Source organism: Amycolatopsis alba DSM 44262, from assembly GCF_000384215.1.
Taxonomy (GTDB): Bacteria; Actinomycetota; Actinomycetes; order Mycobacteriales; family Pseudonocardiaceae; genus Amycolatopsis; species Amycolatopsis alba.
Genome location: NZ_KB913032.1, coordinates 5,921,298 through 5,936,124 on the forward strand (window position 1 = coordinate 5,921,298; position 14,827 = coordinate 5,936,124).

Annotated in this window: 14 protein-coding genes; 10 read left to right on the forward strand and 4 right to left on the reverse strand. The window is 68.5% G+C overall.

The annotated features are described in order from the left end of the window. The first annotated feature begins 25 nt into the window (after window positions 1–25). Genes tdh through AMYAL_RS0127910 form a run of 4 tightly spaced genes read left to right on the forward strand, consistent with a single transcriptional unit; the run spans window position 26 to window position 4,187 of the window. On the forward strand, window positions 26–1,057 hold the full coding sequence (gene tdh, locus AMYAL_RS0127895; RefSeq protein WP_020634565.1) for an L-threonine 3-dehydrogenase: 1,032 nt from the start codon (window positions 26–28) through the stop codon (window positions 1,055–1,057). After that, window positions 1,057–2,238, forward strand: coding sequence for a glycine C-acetyltransferase (locus tag AMYAL_RS0127900; protein ID WP_020634566.1), 1,182 nt, complete (start codon window positions 1,057–1,059; stop codon window positions 2,236–2,238). Before tdh ends, AMYAL_RS0127900 begins: the two co-directional genes overlap by 1 nt. Next, entirely contained in the window at window positions 2,235–3,149 is a 915-nt protein-coding gene (locus tag AMYAL_RS0127905) for a LysR family transcriptional regulator (RefSeq protein ID WP_020634567.1), read from the forward strand. Before AMYAL_RS0127900 ends, AMYAL_RS0127905 begins: the two co-directional genes overlap by 4 nt. 39 nt (window positions 3,150–3,188) lie before the next feature. Further along, window positions 3,189–4,187 (forward strand): TerC/Alx family metal homeostasis membrane protein, encoded by a 999-nt coding sequence (locus AMYAL_RS0127910; protein WP_020634568.1) that lies wholly within the window; start codon window positions 3,189–3,191, stop codon window positions 4,185–4,187. On the opposite strand, the gene AMYAL_RS0127915 is transcribed toward AMYAL_RS0127910, so the two are convergent. Next, window positions 4,184–4,747 (reverse strand): TetR/AcrR family transcriptional regulator, encoded by a 564-nt coding sequence (locus tag AMYAL_RS0127915; RefSeq protein ID WP_020634569.1) that lies wholly within the window; start codon window positions 4,745–4,747, stop codon window positions 4,184–4,186. The two genes, AMYAL_RS0127910 and AMYAL_RS0127915, sit on opposite strands and share 4 nt — an antisense overlap. Before the next feature lie 82 nt (window positions 4,748–4,829). On the opposite strand from AMYAL_RS0127915, the gene AMYAL_RS0127920 reads away from it, so the two are divergent. After that, on the forward strand, window positions 4,830–5,888 hold the full coding sequence (locus AMYAL_RS0127920; protein WP_020634570.1) for an FAD-dependent oxidoreductase: 1,059 nt from the start codon (window positions 4,830–4,832) through the stop codon (window positions 5,886–5,888). 152 nt (window positions 5,889–6,040) lie between these two features. Further along, window positions 6,041–7,255, forward strand: a complete 1,215-nt coding sequence (locus tag AMYAL_RS0127925) for an HNH endonuclease signature motif containing protein (RefSeq protein WP_020634571.1) — start codon at window positions 6,041–6,043, stop codon at window positions 7,253–7,255. 337 nt (window positions 7,256–7,592) lie between these two features. Here AMYAL_RS0127925 and AMYAL_RS0127930 read toward each other — a convergent pair whose 3' ends face one another. From AMYAL_RS0127930 to AMYAL_RS0127940, 3 genes are all read right to left on the reverse strand, one after another. Continuing rightward, complete coding sequence (locus AMYAL_RS0127930) at window positions 7,593–8,942, reverse strand: MFS transporter (RefSeq protein ID WP_020634572.1); 1,350 nt, start codon at window positions 8,940–8,942, stop codon at window positions 7,593–7,595. A 64-nt stretch (window positions 8,943–9,006) separates the two neighbouring features. Continuing rightward, complete coding sequence (locus tag AMYAL_RS0127935) at window positions 9,007–9,789, reverse strand: alpha/beta fold hydrolase (RefSeq protein WP_020634573.1); 783 nt, start codon at window positions 9,787–9,789, stop codon at window positions 9,007–9,009. Then, the gene (locus AMYAL_RS0127940) at window positions 9,786–10,733 is read right to left on the reverse strand and encodes a LysR family transcriptional regulator (RefSeq protein ID WP_020634574.1); all 948 of its coding nucleotides are present in this window, start codon (window positions 10,731–10,733) and stop codon (window positions 9,786–9,788) included. The genes AMYAL_RS0127935 and AMYAL_RS0127940 overlap by 4 nt, the downstream gene beginning before the upstream one ends. A gap of 86 nt (window positions 10,734–10,819) precedes the next feature. Between AMYAL_RS0127940 and AMYAL_RS0127945 the strand changes: the two genes are divergently transcribed. Genes AMYAL_RS0127945 through AMYAL_RS0127960 form a run of 4 tightly spaced genes read left to right on the forward strand, consistent with a single transcriptional unit; the run spans window position 10,820 to window position 14,746 of the window. Beyond that, window positions 10,820–11,968 carry an acyl-CoA dehydrogenase family protein gene (locus AMYAL_RS0127945; protein WP_020634575.1) on the forward strand — a complete coding sequence of 383 codons (1,149 nt, stop codon included), beginning with the start codon at window positions 10,820–10,822 and terminating at the stop codon, window positions 11,966–11,968. A gap of 17 nt (window positions 11,969–11,985) precedes the next feature. After that, complete coding sequence (locus tag AMYAL_RS0127950; protein ID WP_020634576.1) at window positions 11,986–13,140, forward strand: CaiB/BaiF CoA transferase family protein; 1,155 nt, start codon at window positions 11,986–11,988, stop codon at window positions 13,138–13,140. Then, complete coding sequence (locus AMYAL_RS0127955) at window positions 13,137–13,928, forward strand: HTD2 family dehydratase (RefSeq protein WP_020634577.1); 792 nt, start codon at window positions 13,137–13,139, stop codon at window positions 13,926–13,928. The genes AMYAL_RS0127950 and AMYAL_RS0127955 overlap by 4 nt, the downstream gene beginning before the upstream one ends. Beyond that, window positions 13,925–14,746 carry an HpcH/HpaI aldolase/citrate lyase family protein gene (locus AMYAL_RS0127960; protein WP_020634578.1) on the forward strand — a complete coding sequence of 274 codons (822 nt, stop codon included), beginning with the start codon at window positions 13,925–13,927 and terminating at the stop codon, window positions 14,744–14,746. The genes AMYAL_RS0127955 and AMYAL_RS0127960 overlap by 4 nt, the downstream gene beginning before the upstream one ends. Window positions 14,747–14,827: the final 81 nt, after the last annotated feature.

A 14,827-nucleotide genomic window follows, 5' to 3' on the forward strand; every position in this document is an offset into this window, starting at 1 on the left:
GCGCCGCCAGGCCAGACTTCGCGCCATGAAGGCATTGGTCAAAGCCGACCGAGCACCAGGTCTGGAACTCACCGACGTTCCGGACCCCGCCGTCGGCCCCGGCGACGTCGCGGTCCGCGTGCTGCGCGCCGGTATCTGCGGCACCGATCTGCACATCGACTCCTGGGACGACTGGGCGGCGCGCACCATCGCCGCGCCGCTGGTCATCGGCCACGAGTTCGTCGGCGAGGTGGTCGAGATCGGCCGGTCGGTGACGACGGTCAAGGTGGGCGACCTGGTGAGCGGCGAGGGGCACCTCGTCTGCGGAAGCTGCCGCAACTGCAAGGCCGGACGGCGTCATCTGTGCGCCAGGACCAAGGGCCTCGGCGTGCACACCGACGGCGCGTTCGCGCAGTACGCCGTGCTGCCCGAGATGAACGCCTGGGTGCACCGCACCAAGGTCGACCTGGACATCGCCGCGATCTTCGACCCGCTGGGCAACGCCGTGCACACCGCGCTGTCCTTCCCCGTCATCGGGGAGGACGTGCTGGTCACCGGCGCCGGCCCGATCGGCATCATGGCCGCCGCCATCGCGCGCCACGCGGGCGCGCGCAACGTCGTCGTCACCGACGTCAGCGAGCACCGCCTGGAACTGGCCCGCAAGGTCGGCGTCGATCTCGCGCTGGACGTCTCCTCGTCGACCATCGCCGAGGCGCAGGAACGGCTCGGCATGGCCGAGGGTTTCGACGTCGGCATGGAGATGAGCGGACGCCCCGAGGCGCTGCGGGACATGATCTCGAACATGTCCCACGGCGGCCGTATCGCACTGCTCGGCCTGCCCGCGTCCGACGTGTCGGTCGACATCGCGTCCGTGGTGCTGAAGATGATCCAGCTCAAGGGGATCTACGGGCGTGAGATGTTCGAGACGTGGTACTCGATGTCCGTGCTGTTGCAGGCCGGGCTCGACATCTCGCCGGTGATCACCCACCGGTTCGGCTACACCGAGTACGAAAAGGCGTTCGCGACGGCCAGGGAAGGCCGCTGCGGCAAGGTCATCCTGGATTGGACGGAGAACTGATGTACGGCGCGATGCGCGACGACCTCAAGGCCGGGCTCGCCGAGATCCGGGAAGCCGGGTTGTACAAGGGCGAACGGGTGATCCAGGGACCGCAACGGGCTTCGGTCAGTGTCGCCGACGGCGACGTCCTCAACTTCTGCGCCAACAACTACCTCGGTCTCGCCGACCACCCCGTGCTGGTCAAGGCCGCGCAAGAGGCACTGGACCGCTGGGGCTTCGGCATGGCCTCGGTGCGGTTCATCTGCGGGACCCAGCAGCCGCACAAGGAACTCGAGGCGAAGCTCTCGGAGTTCCTCGGCACCGAGGACACGATCCTCTACAGCTCGTGTTTCGACGCCAACGCCGGGCTCTTCGAGACGTTGCTGACCGACCAGGACGTCATCATCTCCGACGAGCTCAACCACGCGTCGATCATCGACGGCGTCCGGCTGTGCAAGGCGAAGCGGATGCGCTACCGCAACCGCGACGTCGCGGACCTGGAAGCCAGGCTGAAGGAGGCCTCCGGTGCGCGGTACCGGATGATCGCCACCGACGGCGTGTTCTCGATGGACGGCTACCTCGCGCCGCTCGACGAGATCTGCGCGCTGGCCGAGCGCTACGACGCGCTGGTCATGGTCGATGACTCGCACGCCGTCGGCTTCACCGGCCCGACCGGCCGTGGCACGCCGGAGCTGTTCGGCGTCCAGGACAAGGTCGACGTGCTGACCGGCACCCTCGGCAAAGCGCTCGGCGGGGCGAGCGGCGGCTACACCTCGGGCCGCGCGGAGATCGTCGAGATGCTGCGCCAGCGTTCGCGGCCGTACCTGTTCTCGAACTCGCTGGCGCCGTCGATCACCGCCGCCGCGCTCGCCACGCTGGAACTCCTGGGCTCCTCGGGTGAGCTGCTGACCAAGCTGCGGGCGAACACCGAGCTGTTCCGCCGCCGGATGACCGAAGCGGGCTTCGACCTGCTCCCCGGCGAGCACCCCATCATCCCGGTGATGATCGGCGACGCCGCCAAGGCGGGCAGGATGGCGGATCTGCTGCTCGACCAGGGCATCTACGTGGTCGGCTTCTCGTACCCGGTGGTTCCGCACGGTAAGGCCCGGATCCGGACGCAGATGTCGGCGGCGCATTCGACCGAGGACGTGAACCGGGCCGTCGACGCGTTCGTGACAGCAAGGTCCATGATGGAGGAATGATCGATCCGCGACGGCTGCGCGTGCTGCGCGCCCTCGCCGACCACGGCACCGTGACGGCGGCGGGACAGGCGCTGCACCTGACGCCGTCCGCGGTCTCCCAGCAGCTGGCCGCCCTCGAAGCCGAGTGCGGCCAGCAGCTGCTCCGCCGGTGGGGCAGGCGGGTTTCGCTGACCTCCGCCGGCGAGCTGATGGTGGTACACGCCAACGCCGTCGCCGCCGAACTGGAACGGGCGCACGCCACGCTGGCCGCGCTCGACTCCGGTGTCCAGGGGATGGTGCGGCTGGCGAGTTTCGCCTCCGCGATCACCATGGTCGTCGCACCGGCCATCGCCTCGCTGCGCGCCGGTTCGCCAGGGGTCTCCATTCAGGTGCAGGACGTCGAGGGGCACGCGAGCATCCCGCTGCTGCTCGACGGCGAGGTCGATCTGGCGATCACCGAGGAGTACCGGCTCTCGCCACGGACGGATGAAAGCAGGCTCACCCGGTTCCCGTTGTACGTGGAGCCGTTCGACGTCGTGCTGCCCACCGCGCACCGGCTCGCGGAAGCGTCCGAAGTGGACATCGACGAACTCGCCGACGACGACTGGATCGCCCCCAAGCCAGGGAATCCCTGCCGCGACGTGCTGATGATCGCGTGCGCCAACCCGGAGATCCGGCATGTCTCCGACGATTTCCGCGCGATCACCACCCTGGTCGCCGCGGGTGAGGGCGTGGCCTTGGTGCCGCGCAACGCTTTCACCGCGGTCCCCGGTTCGGTCGCCATCCCCTTGCGGGGTGAGCCGCCGCTGCGCCGCGTGTTCGCCGCTGTCCGCCGGGGGAGCGCGGATCACCCGCTGATCAAGGCCGTGCTCGCGGCCCTGCTGGACGCGGCGCCGGGTGATGCGAATGCGGACCGGGGGAGTCGCACTTAGGATCTTGGCACCTGCCGTCGGAGGAAAGACAGGGTGCGGATGCTCCAGATCGATGGCCTCACCTGGACCCTGACGATCGGGTTGATACTCGGGCTCCTGGCACTGGATCTCATTCTCGCGGCCGTGCGGCCGCACAAGGTCGGCTTCGGCGAGGCGGTGGCCTGGTCGATCGGCTACATCCTGGTCGCGGTGGCGTTCGGCGTCTGGCTGACGCTCGCGCACGGCGGCGACTTCGGGCAGCAGTACTTCGCGGGTTACATCGTGGAGAAGAGCCTGTCGGTCGACAACCTCTTCGTCTTCGTGATCATCATGAGCACCTTCGCGGTGCCAGAGGAACATCAGCACAAGGTGCTCACGTTCGGCATCGTCGTCGCGCTGATCATGCGCGCGATCTTCATCGCGCTCGGTGCCACGCTGCTTTCGTTGTTCTCCTTCATGTTCCTGTTGTTCGGGCTGCTGCTGATCTACACCGGGATCCAGCTGTTCCGGCACCGGGACGAGGATCCGGACGTCGAGAACAACGTGGTGGTGCGGACCGCGCGCCGCCTGCTGCCGCTGTCGCAGGATTACGACGGCGGGAAGCTGTTCACCCGGCTCGAAGGCAAGCGGGTGGGCACGCCGCTGGTGGTGGTGCTGCTCGCGATCGGCGGGATCGACCTGCTGTTCGCGCTGGACTCGATCCCCGCCGTCTTCGGTGTCACCGACGAGCCGTACCTGGTCTTCGCCGCCAACGCCTTCGCCCTGCTGGGCCTGCGCGCGCTGTACTTCCTCGTGAAGGGCCTGCTGGACCGGCTGGTGTATCTGTCGGCCGGGCTCGCGGTGATCCTCGGGTTCATCGGGATCAAGCTGATCCTGCACTGGGCCCATGTGGACATAAACGAGAACGTCCCGGAGATCTCGACGCCGGTCAGCCTCGCGGTGATCATCGGCATCCTCGTCGTGGTGACGGTGGCGAGTCTGCTCAAGACCCGCAACGATCCCTCCGCCAAGGCGCATCCGGGGTCGCTGCGCGGCTCTCGTCCGTCCGAAGAGGACTAGCGCCAGCCGTGCGTGAGGAGGTCGAAGATCTCCTCGACGGCCTTCCTCGGGTCCGATGTGCCGCGGGTGAGCGCCGGGATGTCCAAGACGAACCGCGCGAGTGCGCGGGAGGCCACGTCGTCGTGGTCCGCGCCGGCGTCTTCGGCGATGGCGGCGCCGAGGGCCGCGGCGTGCCGGGTCCACATGCGTTCGCCGTACTCCTGCAGCGCGGGGGTGCCGCTCACCAGCGCGGTGAACTCGGGGTACTGGGGATGGGCCGTGAGCGGGAGCCAAGTGGCGAGCACGTACTCGCGTAGGGCCTCGACGACGCTCTGCCCTGCTTCGCGCTCTCGCACGGCGGCGATCAGGTTCGCTTCGCGGTCCTGAGCCTCGTCGAAGACCAACGCTTCCTTGCCGGTGAAGTGCTTGAACAGCGTCGTGGTCGACACGTCCGCCGCGTCGGCGATGTCGCGGATGCTCACCTGGTCGTAGCCCCGCTCCAGGAACAGCTTCAGGGCGGCGTCCGCCAAGGCCTGGCGGGTGGCCGCCTTCTTGCGTTCGCGCCGTCCCGGTGTCTCCATACGCTGCACTCTACCTCATGAGTTGTCACGGTCACTAAGTTGACTCATTGCACTTTTTAAGTCGTTCTGCTTTTCTGGGTTCATGACGATCAGCATCATCGGAGCGGGCCCCGGCGGCCTGACCTGCGCCCGCATCCTGCAGAAGCACGGCATCCCCGTGACGGTCTACGACCGCGACCCGCATCCGCTTGCCCGTAACCAGGGCGGCAACCTCGACCTGCACGCGAACGACGGACAGTTCGCGCTGCGCGAAGCCGGTCTGCTCGACGAGTTCTACGCGCTCGCCCGCCCGGAAGGGCAGGAGATGCGCAAGCTGGATGCGAACGGGCGGCTCCTGGAACACCACGTCCCGGCCGAAGGGGAGCTGTTCAAACCGGAGATCGACCGAGGCCAGCTGCGTGGCCTGCTGCTCGACTCGCTGGAGCCGGGCACCGTGCGGTGGGGTTCTGTTTTGGAGAGGGTCGACCTTCCGGGGCGTCTGCGGTTCGCCGACGGGACGACCGTCGAAACGGATCTGGTCATCGGTGCCGACGGCGCGTGGTCACGGGTCCGCCCGGCGGTGTCGGCTGCGGTGCCCGAGTACTCCGGGTTCACCTTCCTGGAGGCCTGGTTCGACGACGTCGAGAACGCGCATCCCGAACTCGCCGCGCTCGTCGGCCAAGGCGGCGCGACGGCGGCCGACGGCGACCGCTGCCTCTTCGCCCAGCGCAACAGCGGCGACCACATCCGGGTCTACATCATCCAGCGCCTCCCCGCGGATTGGGTCGGTTCCCGTGGCACCTCGCAGATCCGCGCTCATCTGCTTGACGCCTTTTCCGGATGGTCGCCATCGATGTTGCGGATGATCACGGAGAACGACGGACCGTATGTGGATCGGCCGCTGTATGTCCTGCCGGTCCCGCACGCGTGGGAGCACACGCCGTCGGTGACCTTGCTCGGCGATGCCGCCCATCTGATGCCTCCGCTCGGCGTCGGCGTCAACCTGGCCATGCTCGATGCCTGCGAACTCGCTCTCGCGCTGGCCGGTTCCGCCAGTCTCGGCGAGGCGGTCGCGGTCTACGAGAAGACCATGCTTCCCCGTTCGGAGGAATTCGCGCGGCGGCTGGAGAACGGTGTGGCGGGTCTGCTCGAAGTGGACTGATCGTTGCCGGAAATCGGCGACCTTGTTGCTGGATGCTTGCTCACCGCCGGACTGCCTTTGCTGAGAGTCCCTGCTTCCGCGGTATGTTGCCGAAATACGGCGATGTGCGTTGTGGCCCGGAATTGTCGGTGGGCGGTTGTACGGTTCTTCTCGTGGAAGACTACTCGGCCTTTTCGGCTTCATACAAGGATTGTTCTGCTCTGACCGACGTGGAATGCGTCGCTGTCGCGAAGGAGGCGTCGGCGGATATCGCGCGGTTGGAGGCGGTCCGGTTCCGGGCGATCGCACAGTTGAGCCGTCATCGTGACGGAGCTTCCAGCGTGGTGCAGGAGGTGGCTTTCGAATTGTCTGTTGTGGACGGTCACGCGGGGGCGCTGGTGTCGACGGCGGAGGCGTTGACGACCCGGCTGCCTCGCACGTTGGGGTTGATGGACCGGGGGCTGGTGAGTGGTGCGGGTGCGGCGAAGGTCGCCGCCGCGACCGGATGGCTGTCCGACGACGACGCCCGCGCTGCCGACGCTCTGCTGGAGGATCGGCTGGAGGGCAAGAACACCGAGCAGATCCGGAAAGCGGCGAGTCACGTGGCAGGGATCGTGGATCGGGAAGGGGCGGAGCGGCGTACCGAGCACAATCGTGCGGGCCGTCGTCTCCGGGTGCGCCACGGCGAGGCCGGGGTCGCGTCGATCGAGGTCGAGGACGGCCCGGTGGAGAGGGTGGCCGCGGCTTACACGCGGATCGACCGGGAGGCGCGGGCGCTGCGGGCGGGTGGTGAGACCCGGACGCTGGACCAGTTGCGTGCCGATGTCGCTCTCGATCTCCTGCTCGGTGGGCAGGGTGGGCCCGGTGAACGGTCGGAGGTGTTTCTGTATATGGACTTGAATACTTATCTCGGGTTGAACGAGGATCCCGCGGATCTGGCCGGGCATGGCCATATCCCGGCGTCGCTGGCGCGGGAGATCGCTTCGGGTCCGGACGCGGTGCTGCGGCGGATCATCACCGACCCGTTGTCCGGGCAGGTACTGGACTTGGGGCGGGAGCGGTACCGGCCCACTGCCGGGTTGGGTGAGTTCGTGCGGGTGCGGGATCGTGAGTGCCGAAGACCCGGCTGTCACCGGGTCGCGCAGGCCTGCGACCTCGACCATTCCGTGCCGTGGCAGTTCGGTGGCCATACCAGCGCTGACGATCTGGTCGACCTGTGCCGCCGCGATCACCGGCTCAAGGACGAACCCGGCTGGATCTACACGCTCGCTCCTGATGGCACGCTCACTGTCACCACCCCGACAGGGCAGACCTACGACAGCTCACCACCACCACTGCACGAACCCCGGCCACCGGCGCCCACCGCCGACGAACCACCACCGTTCTGAGCCCGTCGCCGGAAAACGACGACGATGCCGAGCGTACGAGCCGCCTCCACACGGGACCCGTTACGTTGCCCTGGCAGAACCCCGTCGCCGAAAACCGGCCACGACTCGTCACTTTGGTTGGCGGCCGTCGCGGAAAACCGACCACACGCCCCCTCCGCAACCGACCTCTGTCACACCCGCAGCGCGCCAACCCGATGATGCGACCTGCACCCTGAGTGCCCCGGCCAAACAGTCGTTGCCGAAAAACGGCCACGCCCCACCCGCCCGCCGCGGCACGCCACCATCCCACGAAAGCGGCCGTTGCCGAAAACCGACCACAACCCGCCCCACCAAAACCTCACCCCGCGACAGAGTCCCGAGCAGGCAAAGCCGTAACCTCCAAAGCCGATCCCCGCGAAGGTTCCCGCACCACCAACGTAGCCACGAAAGTCAGCGCGATACAGCCGGTGACCCACCAGAAGAACACGCTCTCGTGCCCGGCCTGCTTCAGCGCCAAGGCGATCGGTTCCGAGAGCCCACCGAAGATAGCGGTCGCCAGTGCGTGCGGAAGGCCGACGCCGAGGGCGCGGACGTTGGTGGGGAACATTTCCGCCTTGATGATCGCCGACAAAGCCGTGTAGCCGCTGAGGAACACCAGCGCCGTGATCATGAGCAGGAAGGCGATCCACGGGTTCCCGGTCTTGCCGACGAGCGTCATGATCGGCACGGTCAGGAGCATGCCGCCGACGGAGAAGCCGAACATGACCGGGCGGCGGCCCCAGCGGTCGGAGAGGGCGCCGGCGACCGGTTGCATGAAGATGAACAGGAACAGGGCGGCGAAACCGATGAGCGAAGCGGTGGGCTTGGGGATTCCCGCCGTGTTCACCATGTACTTCTGCAGGTAGCTGGTGAAGGTGTAGAAAGCCACCGTCCCGCCGATGGCGAGGCCGAGGACGGCGAAGACCTGGCGGCGATGCGAACGCAGCAGGACCCGCAGACCACCGCGGGAGGGCGAGCTGTCGGCCAAAGAGCGTTGGAAGTGCTCCGATTCCATCATGCTGCGCCGGAGGTACCTCACCACGAGTCCGGCGATAGCGCCGAGCACGAACGGGATCCGCCAACCCCAGGCATACATCTGCGCCTCGGTCAGCAGCGACTGCATCACGATCATCACCAGCAGGGCCGCGAGCTGGCCGACGGTGATCGAGACGTACTGAAAACTCGAGTAGAACCCGCGTCGCCCCGGAGTGGCGATCTCGGACAGGTAGGTCGCGCTCGAACCGAACTCGCCGCCGACCGAGAGGCCTTGAGCGAGCCTGGCGACCACGAGGATCACGGGTGCGAGGATGCCGATCGACGCGTAGCCGGGCGTGAGGGCGATGGTCAGCGAACCGAAGCTCATCAGCGTCACGGACAGGGTCAGCGCCGACCGGCGGCCGAACTTGTCCGCGTAGAGGCCAAGGAGCCAGCCGCCGAGCGGGCGCATCAGGAAGCCGACCGCGAACACGACGGCCGTGGACAGCAGCTGGGCCGTCAGGTTTCCCTCGGGGAAGAAACTCGCCGCGAAATAAATACTGAACGAGGCGTAGACGAACCAGTCGTACCACTCGACCAGGTTGCCGAGGCAGCCGCGGACCACGTTCGCCACGACACCGGGGTTCTTGTGCGGCAAGGGAAGCTCCTTCGCTCCGGGAATGCCGACCATCATGAGCTGTGATCCCTGCGGTTGAGAAATAGAAATCCGCGATGGGCACATACCCGGTCGGCATGGTCTATCCCAGGAAGTCGCCGACCAGATCGCTCGCTTCGGGACGGCACTCGTCGAAGTAGGCGTGCCGTGCCCCGGCGAAGAGATGCATGCGCGCGCCGGGAATTCGTCCGGTCAGCAGGGGCGCGTTCGCCGGTGGCGCGAGCAGATCGTCGTCGCCGTGGAGAACGAGAGTGGGTGCGGTGATCTCCGGGAGCACGTCCCAGGCGTCGTGGCTGTTGCTCGCGACGAGGTGCCCGCGCACCGCGTGCGGCGGCATGCCGTGCGCCCCCAGCACCCGGTACGGCCCTGGGTTGGCGGCCCGCCAGGCGGGCGTGTACATCAGATCCTCCAGCGTTTCCCGAGCCTCCACAGAGGACCGGCGGGCCAGCGCCAGCCGCACGTCGTTCGACCGCTCGACACCGTGCTTGCCGCCTGGCGAAGTGCAGCCGAGGACGAGCCGTCGCACCCGGCCGGGAGCGCGCGCGGCGACCCACTGCGCGACGCGGCCGCCCATCGAGGTGCCGTAGACATCGGCTTCGGTGACTCCGAGTTCGTCGAGGACGGCGAGCACGTCGTCCGCGAAACCCGTTGTGGAATAGACGGAGTCGGGTGCGTCGCTGGCTCCGGTGCCGCGGTAGTCCATGGTGATCGTGCTCGGGAAGTCCCCGCGCGTGCGGTCCCACCAGGTGTGGTCGTTCGCCTGCCCGGCCAGCAGCACGAGCGGCCTGCCCGTGCCGTGCCACTGGTAGGCCAGCCGGGTGCCGTCGGCGGCGACGGCGTGGCCGGTGCGGGGGAGCGTGGTCATCCTTCTCCTGTTCGGTCGTCCCAGAGCCGCGCCGAAGGCCATTCGCCCTCGTGCACGGTCCGGTGGATCTGCTGGACCAGGGCCCGCGCGACGGCGTCGACGGCGGGGGTGACGCGGCCTGTCCGGGGCATGCCGAGGACGACGGTGCGCCAGACCTCCGGTGCGCTGACCGGCGCGGCACTCAGGGTGCCGTCGGCGACGTCCGCGGCGATGCCGATGCCGGGCAGGATCGTCCAGCCGTGCCCGCCGAGCACGAGGCGTTTCTGCAGCGTCATCGAGTTGGTCTGCACGGTGACCACCGGCTCGACGCCCGCCTCGCGGGCCGCGCCGTCGATGAGAGTGCGCAGCGCATGCCCCTCGGAGGGCATGACCAGCGGATGCGCCGCCACCTCGGTGAACGGGACCGCCCTCGCGGGCTCCAGCCCGGCCGACGGGGGAGCGACCGCCCACAGCCGTTCGCGCACCAGCGGGCGGACATTGAGCGACGGGGTGCTGGTCAGGTTGTAGAGCAGACTCAGATCGACGTCACCGTCGTCGATCCACCGTTGAAGATGCCCCGAGTACGCGGTGAGCAGCCGCAGCTCGATGCCGGGATGGTCGCGCAGAACGGCCGCCGTCAGTGGCGCGGCGAGCCGTTCGGCGGCGCTTTCCAGCAGGCCGACCGTGACGATTCCGGTGACCACGCCGGGTGCCGGGGTCAGTTCGGCACGGGCCCGGTCGAGTTCGGTGAGCGCTCGCCGGGCGCGTTCGACCAGCGTCGCGCCCGCCTCGGTCGGGCGCATCCCGTGCCGCGTCCGCTCGAACAGCGGCACCCCCAGTTCCTGCTCCAGGGTGCGGATCTGCCGGGTGACGGCGGGCTGGACGAGGTGCAGCAGTTCGGCCGCGCGGGTCACACTGCCGACCTCGGCGACCGTCACCAACGCCTTGAGCTGCTTGAAGTCCACCGTCGCCCCTTCACATCGCGGTCCGGTATGCGGCTATCACCATTAGGTATTTCACTTAACCTGTCATCATCGCTCATGATAGCCGTATGACCGAGGAAGAGACTGCGATCGTCGCGCTCGTGGCCGAATTCGTGGATCGCGAGGTCCGGCCCGTCGCCCAGGAGCTCGACCACACGAACACCTATCCCGAAAAACTCATCGACCAGATGAAGGCGATGGGTGTCTTCGGCCTGGCCGTGCCCGAGCCCTGGGGCGAGACGCAGGTCTCCGCCCAGTGCTACGCCTTGGTGACGGAGGAGCTCTCGCGCGGCTGGATGAGCCTTGCCGGCGCGATGGGCGGCCACACCGTCGTCGCGAAACTCCTTGCCATGTATGGCACGCAGGAGCAGAAGGACACCTACCTGCCGAAGATGGCGACAGGTGAGATCCGCGCGACGATGGCGCTCACCGAGCCCGGTGGCGGCTCGGACCTGCAGGCGCTGCGCACCACGGCGCGGCGCGAGGGCGACGAGTACGTCGTCGACGGCAGCAAAACGTGGATCACCAACGCGCGCCGGTCCCAGCTGGTCGCGTTGCTGTGCAAGACCGACCCCGCCGCCGAACCCGCGCACAAGGGGATCTCCGTCCTGCTGGTGGAGAAGGGACCCGGTTTCCAGGTCTCGCGGGATCTGCCCAAGCTCGGTTACAAGGGCGTCGAGAGCTGCGAGCTGTCCTTCGACGGTTTCCGTGCCCCGGCCACGGCGCTGCTCGGCGGTGAGGAGGGACGCGGCTTCACCCAGATGATGCGGGGCCTGGAGATCGGCCGGATCCAGGTCGCTTGCCGGGCGCTCGGCGTCGGCCGCGCGGCGCTGGAGGATTCCCTGCGTTACGCCCAGGAACGGGAGAGTTTCGGCAAACCGATCTGGCAGCACCAGTCGATCGGCAACTATCTTGCGGATATGGCGACCAAGCTCGAGGCCGCGCGTCAGCTGGTGCACCACGCGGCGCGGCGTCACGACTCGGGTGAGCGCGCGGATCTGGAGGCGGGGATGGCGAAGTTGTTCGCCTCCGAGGCCGCGATGGAGATCGCGCTCGACGCCGTCCGGATCCACGGCGGCTATGGCTACTCGACCGAGTTCGACGTCGAACGGTACTTCCGTGACGCGCCGCTGATGATCGTCGGTGAGGGCACCAACGAGATCCAGCGCGGCGTGATCGCGCGCCAGCTGGTCGAACGGCACCGCATCCCGTCCTGAACAGCGAGGAAGGCAGTATGCGCCCACCACTCGAGGGAATCACCGTCGTCGCGCTGGAACAGGCCGTCGCCGCGCCGTTCGCGTCGCGGCAGCTCGCCGACCTCGGCGCGCGGGTCATCAAGATCGAACGCCGCGGCGCCGGCGACTTCGCGCGCGACTACGACCGGACCGTGCACGGGCAGTCGAGTTACTTCGTCTGGCTCAACCGGGGCAAGGAAAGCGTCGAACTCGACATCAAGGATCCGGCCGACCGGGCTCTGCTCGACGCGATGATCGGCCGGGCGGACGTCTTCGTGCAGAACCTCGTGCCCGGCGCCGTGGAACGGCTCGGCCTCGACGCCGCGACGCTGCGCGCGGAACGTCCGGAGCTGATCCACTGTTCGATCTCGGGCTACGGCCCCGAAGGCCCATATCGGACGAAGAAGGCCTACGACCTGCTGGTTCAGTGCGAAACCGGGCTCGTGATGTCCACCGGCACGCCGGAGACCCCGGCCAAGGCGGGGATCTCGATCGCCGACATCGCCACCGGGATGTACGCCTACACCGGCATCCTCACCGCGCTGTACGACCGCGAGCGCACCGGCAAGGGCGCGAGCCTGCACGTCGCGATGATCGACGCGCTCGGTGAGTGGATGAGCCAGCCCGCCTATTTCTCCCGCTACGGCAAGGAGCCACCGCGGCGCACGGCCGCGGCACATCCGTCGATCTCGCCGTACGGGCCGTACCGCACCGGTGACGACAAGGTCTTCCTGAGCGTGCAGAGCGAACGGGAATGGGTCGTGCTCTGCCGGGACGTGCTGGGGCGCCCCGGACTCGTCGAGGATCCGCGCTTCCGGACCAACGACGACCGCGTCGGCAACGACGACGAACTCACCGCGATCCTGGAAGAGACCTTCGCCTGCCTGGCCGCCGACGAGGTCGAAGACCTGCTGGAGCGTGCCGGGATCGCCAACGCCCGGCTGCGGACGCCCGAGCAGTTCACCCGGCATCCGCAGCTCGCCGCGCGGAATCGCTGGCGCGCGGTGGAAACCCCGGCAGGCGCGCTGGAGGCGTTGCTGCCGCCGGTCGAGGTGGACGGCCGGGAACCGGTGATGGGACCGGTTCCCGCGCTGGGGGCGCACAACGAGTCGATCCGGGCCGAGTTCGGCCCCGATGAGGAGGACCGAGCGTGAAGGAAATTCTGCAGTCCGGCCCGGCGGAGGCGCTGGCCTCGCTGCTCGACGTCGAACTGCCGGACGTGGAGCGCGACGGCCTGCCCCTGCTGTGGCACTGGTTCTACCTGCTGGACCGGCCGGCGCAGGCAGACCTGGGGCCGGACGGGCATCCGTTCCGCGCCACGATCCCCACGCCGCCGGAGCCCGGACGACGCCGGATGTGGGCGGGCGGCCGGGTGCGGACGCTCGGGCCGCTGCGCTGCGGGCTGTCCGCCACCCGGCACACGGAAGTGCTTTCCGTGCGGGAGAAACAGGGCAGGACCGGGCGGCTGACCTTCGTCGTCACCGGCCACAAGATCGTCCAGGACGGCCGGGTCGTGGTCGACGAGGAGCTGGACCTCGTCTATCGCGATGCCGCGTCCGGGCGGACCGAGGTGGACGGCGGGCAACCGGAGGTGCCGGTGGCCGAGGGGGAATGGGCGATCGACATCTCGCCGACGCTGCTGTTCCGGTTCTCGGCGCTGACCTACAACGCGCACCGCATCCACTACGACCGCGACTACGCGCGGGACGTCGAGGGCTATCCGGGGTTGCTCACCCACGGGCCGTTGCAGGCACTCGCGATGGCCGAGGCCGCGCGGCGGCAGGGAATCAGCGGGAGGCTGGCCTTCGACTACCGTCTCGTCTCGCCGTTGTTCGACCATCAGGGCATGGTCGTCCAGGCCGAAGCCGGAGCAGAAGAGACCGTCACCGCCGTCCGTGATCGCCACGGTCGGCGGACAGCCACCGGAACGGTGCGCCGATGAGTGATCTTCTCGTCAGTGCGAAGACTTTCCTGTTCGTGCCCGGTCACCGGCCGGACAGGTTCGCCAAAGCCGCCGCCTGCGGTGCCGACGTCGTGATCCTCGACCTGGAAGACGCCGTCGCGCCCGACCGGAAAGGGGCGGCGCGCGAGCACGTCCGGGCCTGGCTGGCGGAAGGCCATCAGGCGGTCGTCCGGATCAACGCCGCCGGAACCCCTTGGTACCACGAGGATGTCGCGGGCGTCGGACGCGCGCTCGCGGTGATGCAGCCCAAGGCCGAAGACCGCGCCGAGATCGACGCCCTCGCCGGACGGCTGCCCGGTATGCCGATCCTTCCGCTGGTGGAAACGGCGGCCGGGATCGCCGACGCGGTGGCGGTCTGCGGCGCGGACGCGGTGGTGCGCCCCGCGTTCGGCAGTGTCGACCTGGCCGCGCAGCTCGGTGTCGACCATCGATCGCACGAGGCGTTGCGGTACGCGCGATCCGCGCTCGTCGTCGCCGCGGCGGCCGCGGGCAGGGCGGCCCCGATCGACGGCGTGACCACGGCACTCGACGACGAGGCGGCGCTCATCGCGGACCTCGGTCACGCCAAGACCTTGGGCTTCACCGGAAAACTCTGCGTGCACCCGCGCCAGGTCCCCGTCGCCGACCGGGAGCTGGCCCCGTCGGAAAGCGAAATCGAGTGGGCGAAAAGCGTGGCCGGACTCGTGGGCGACGGCTCGGTGGCCGTCGCGGACGGTCAGCTGGTGGACAAGCCGGTCGAACTGCGAGCCAGGGCGATCCTCGACCGCGCGGGTGAGCCATTCCGACCAGCCGGATGACGCCGATCCGTCCTGGTAGTGCCCGCCGCATGGCGGTAGCGTTCCGTCGAGCGGACTTTTCGTTACGGTGAACGGAAAGGA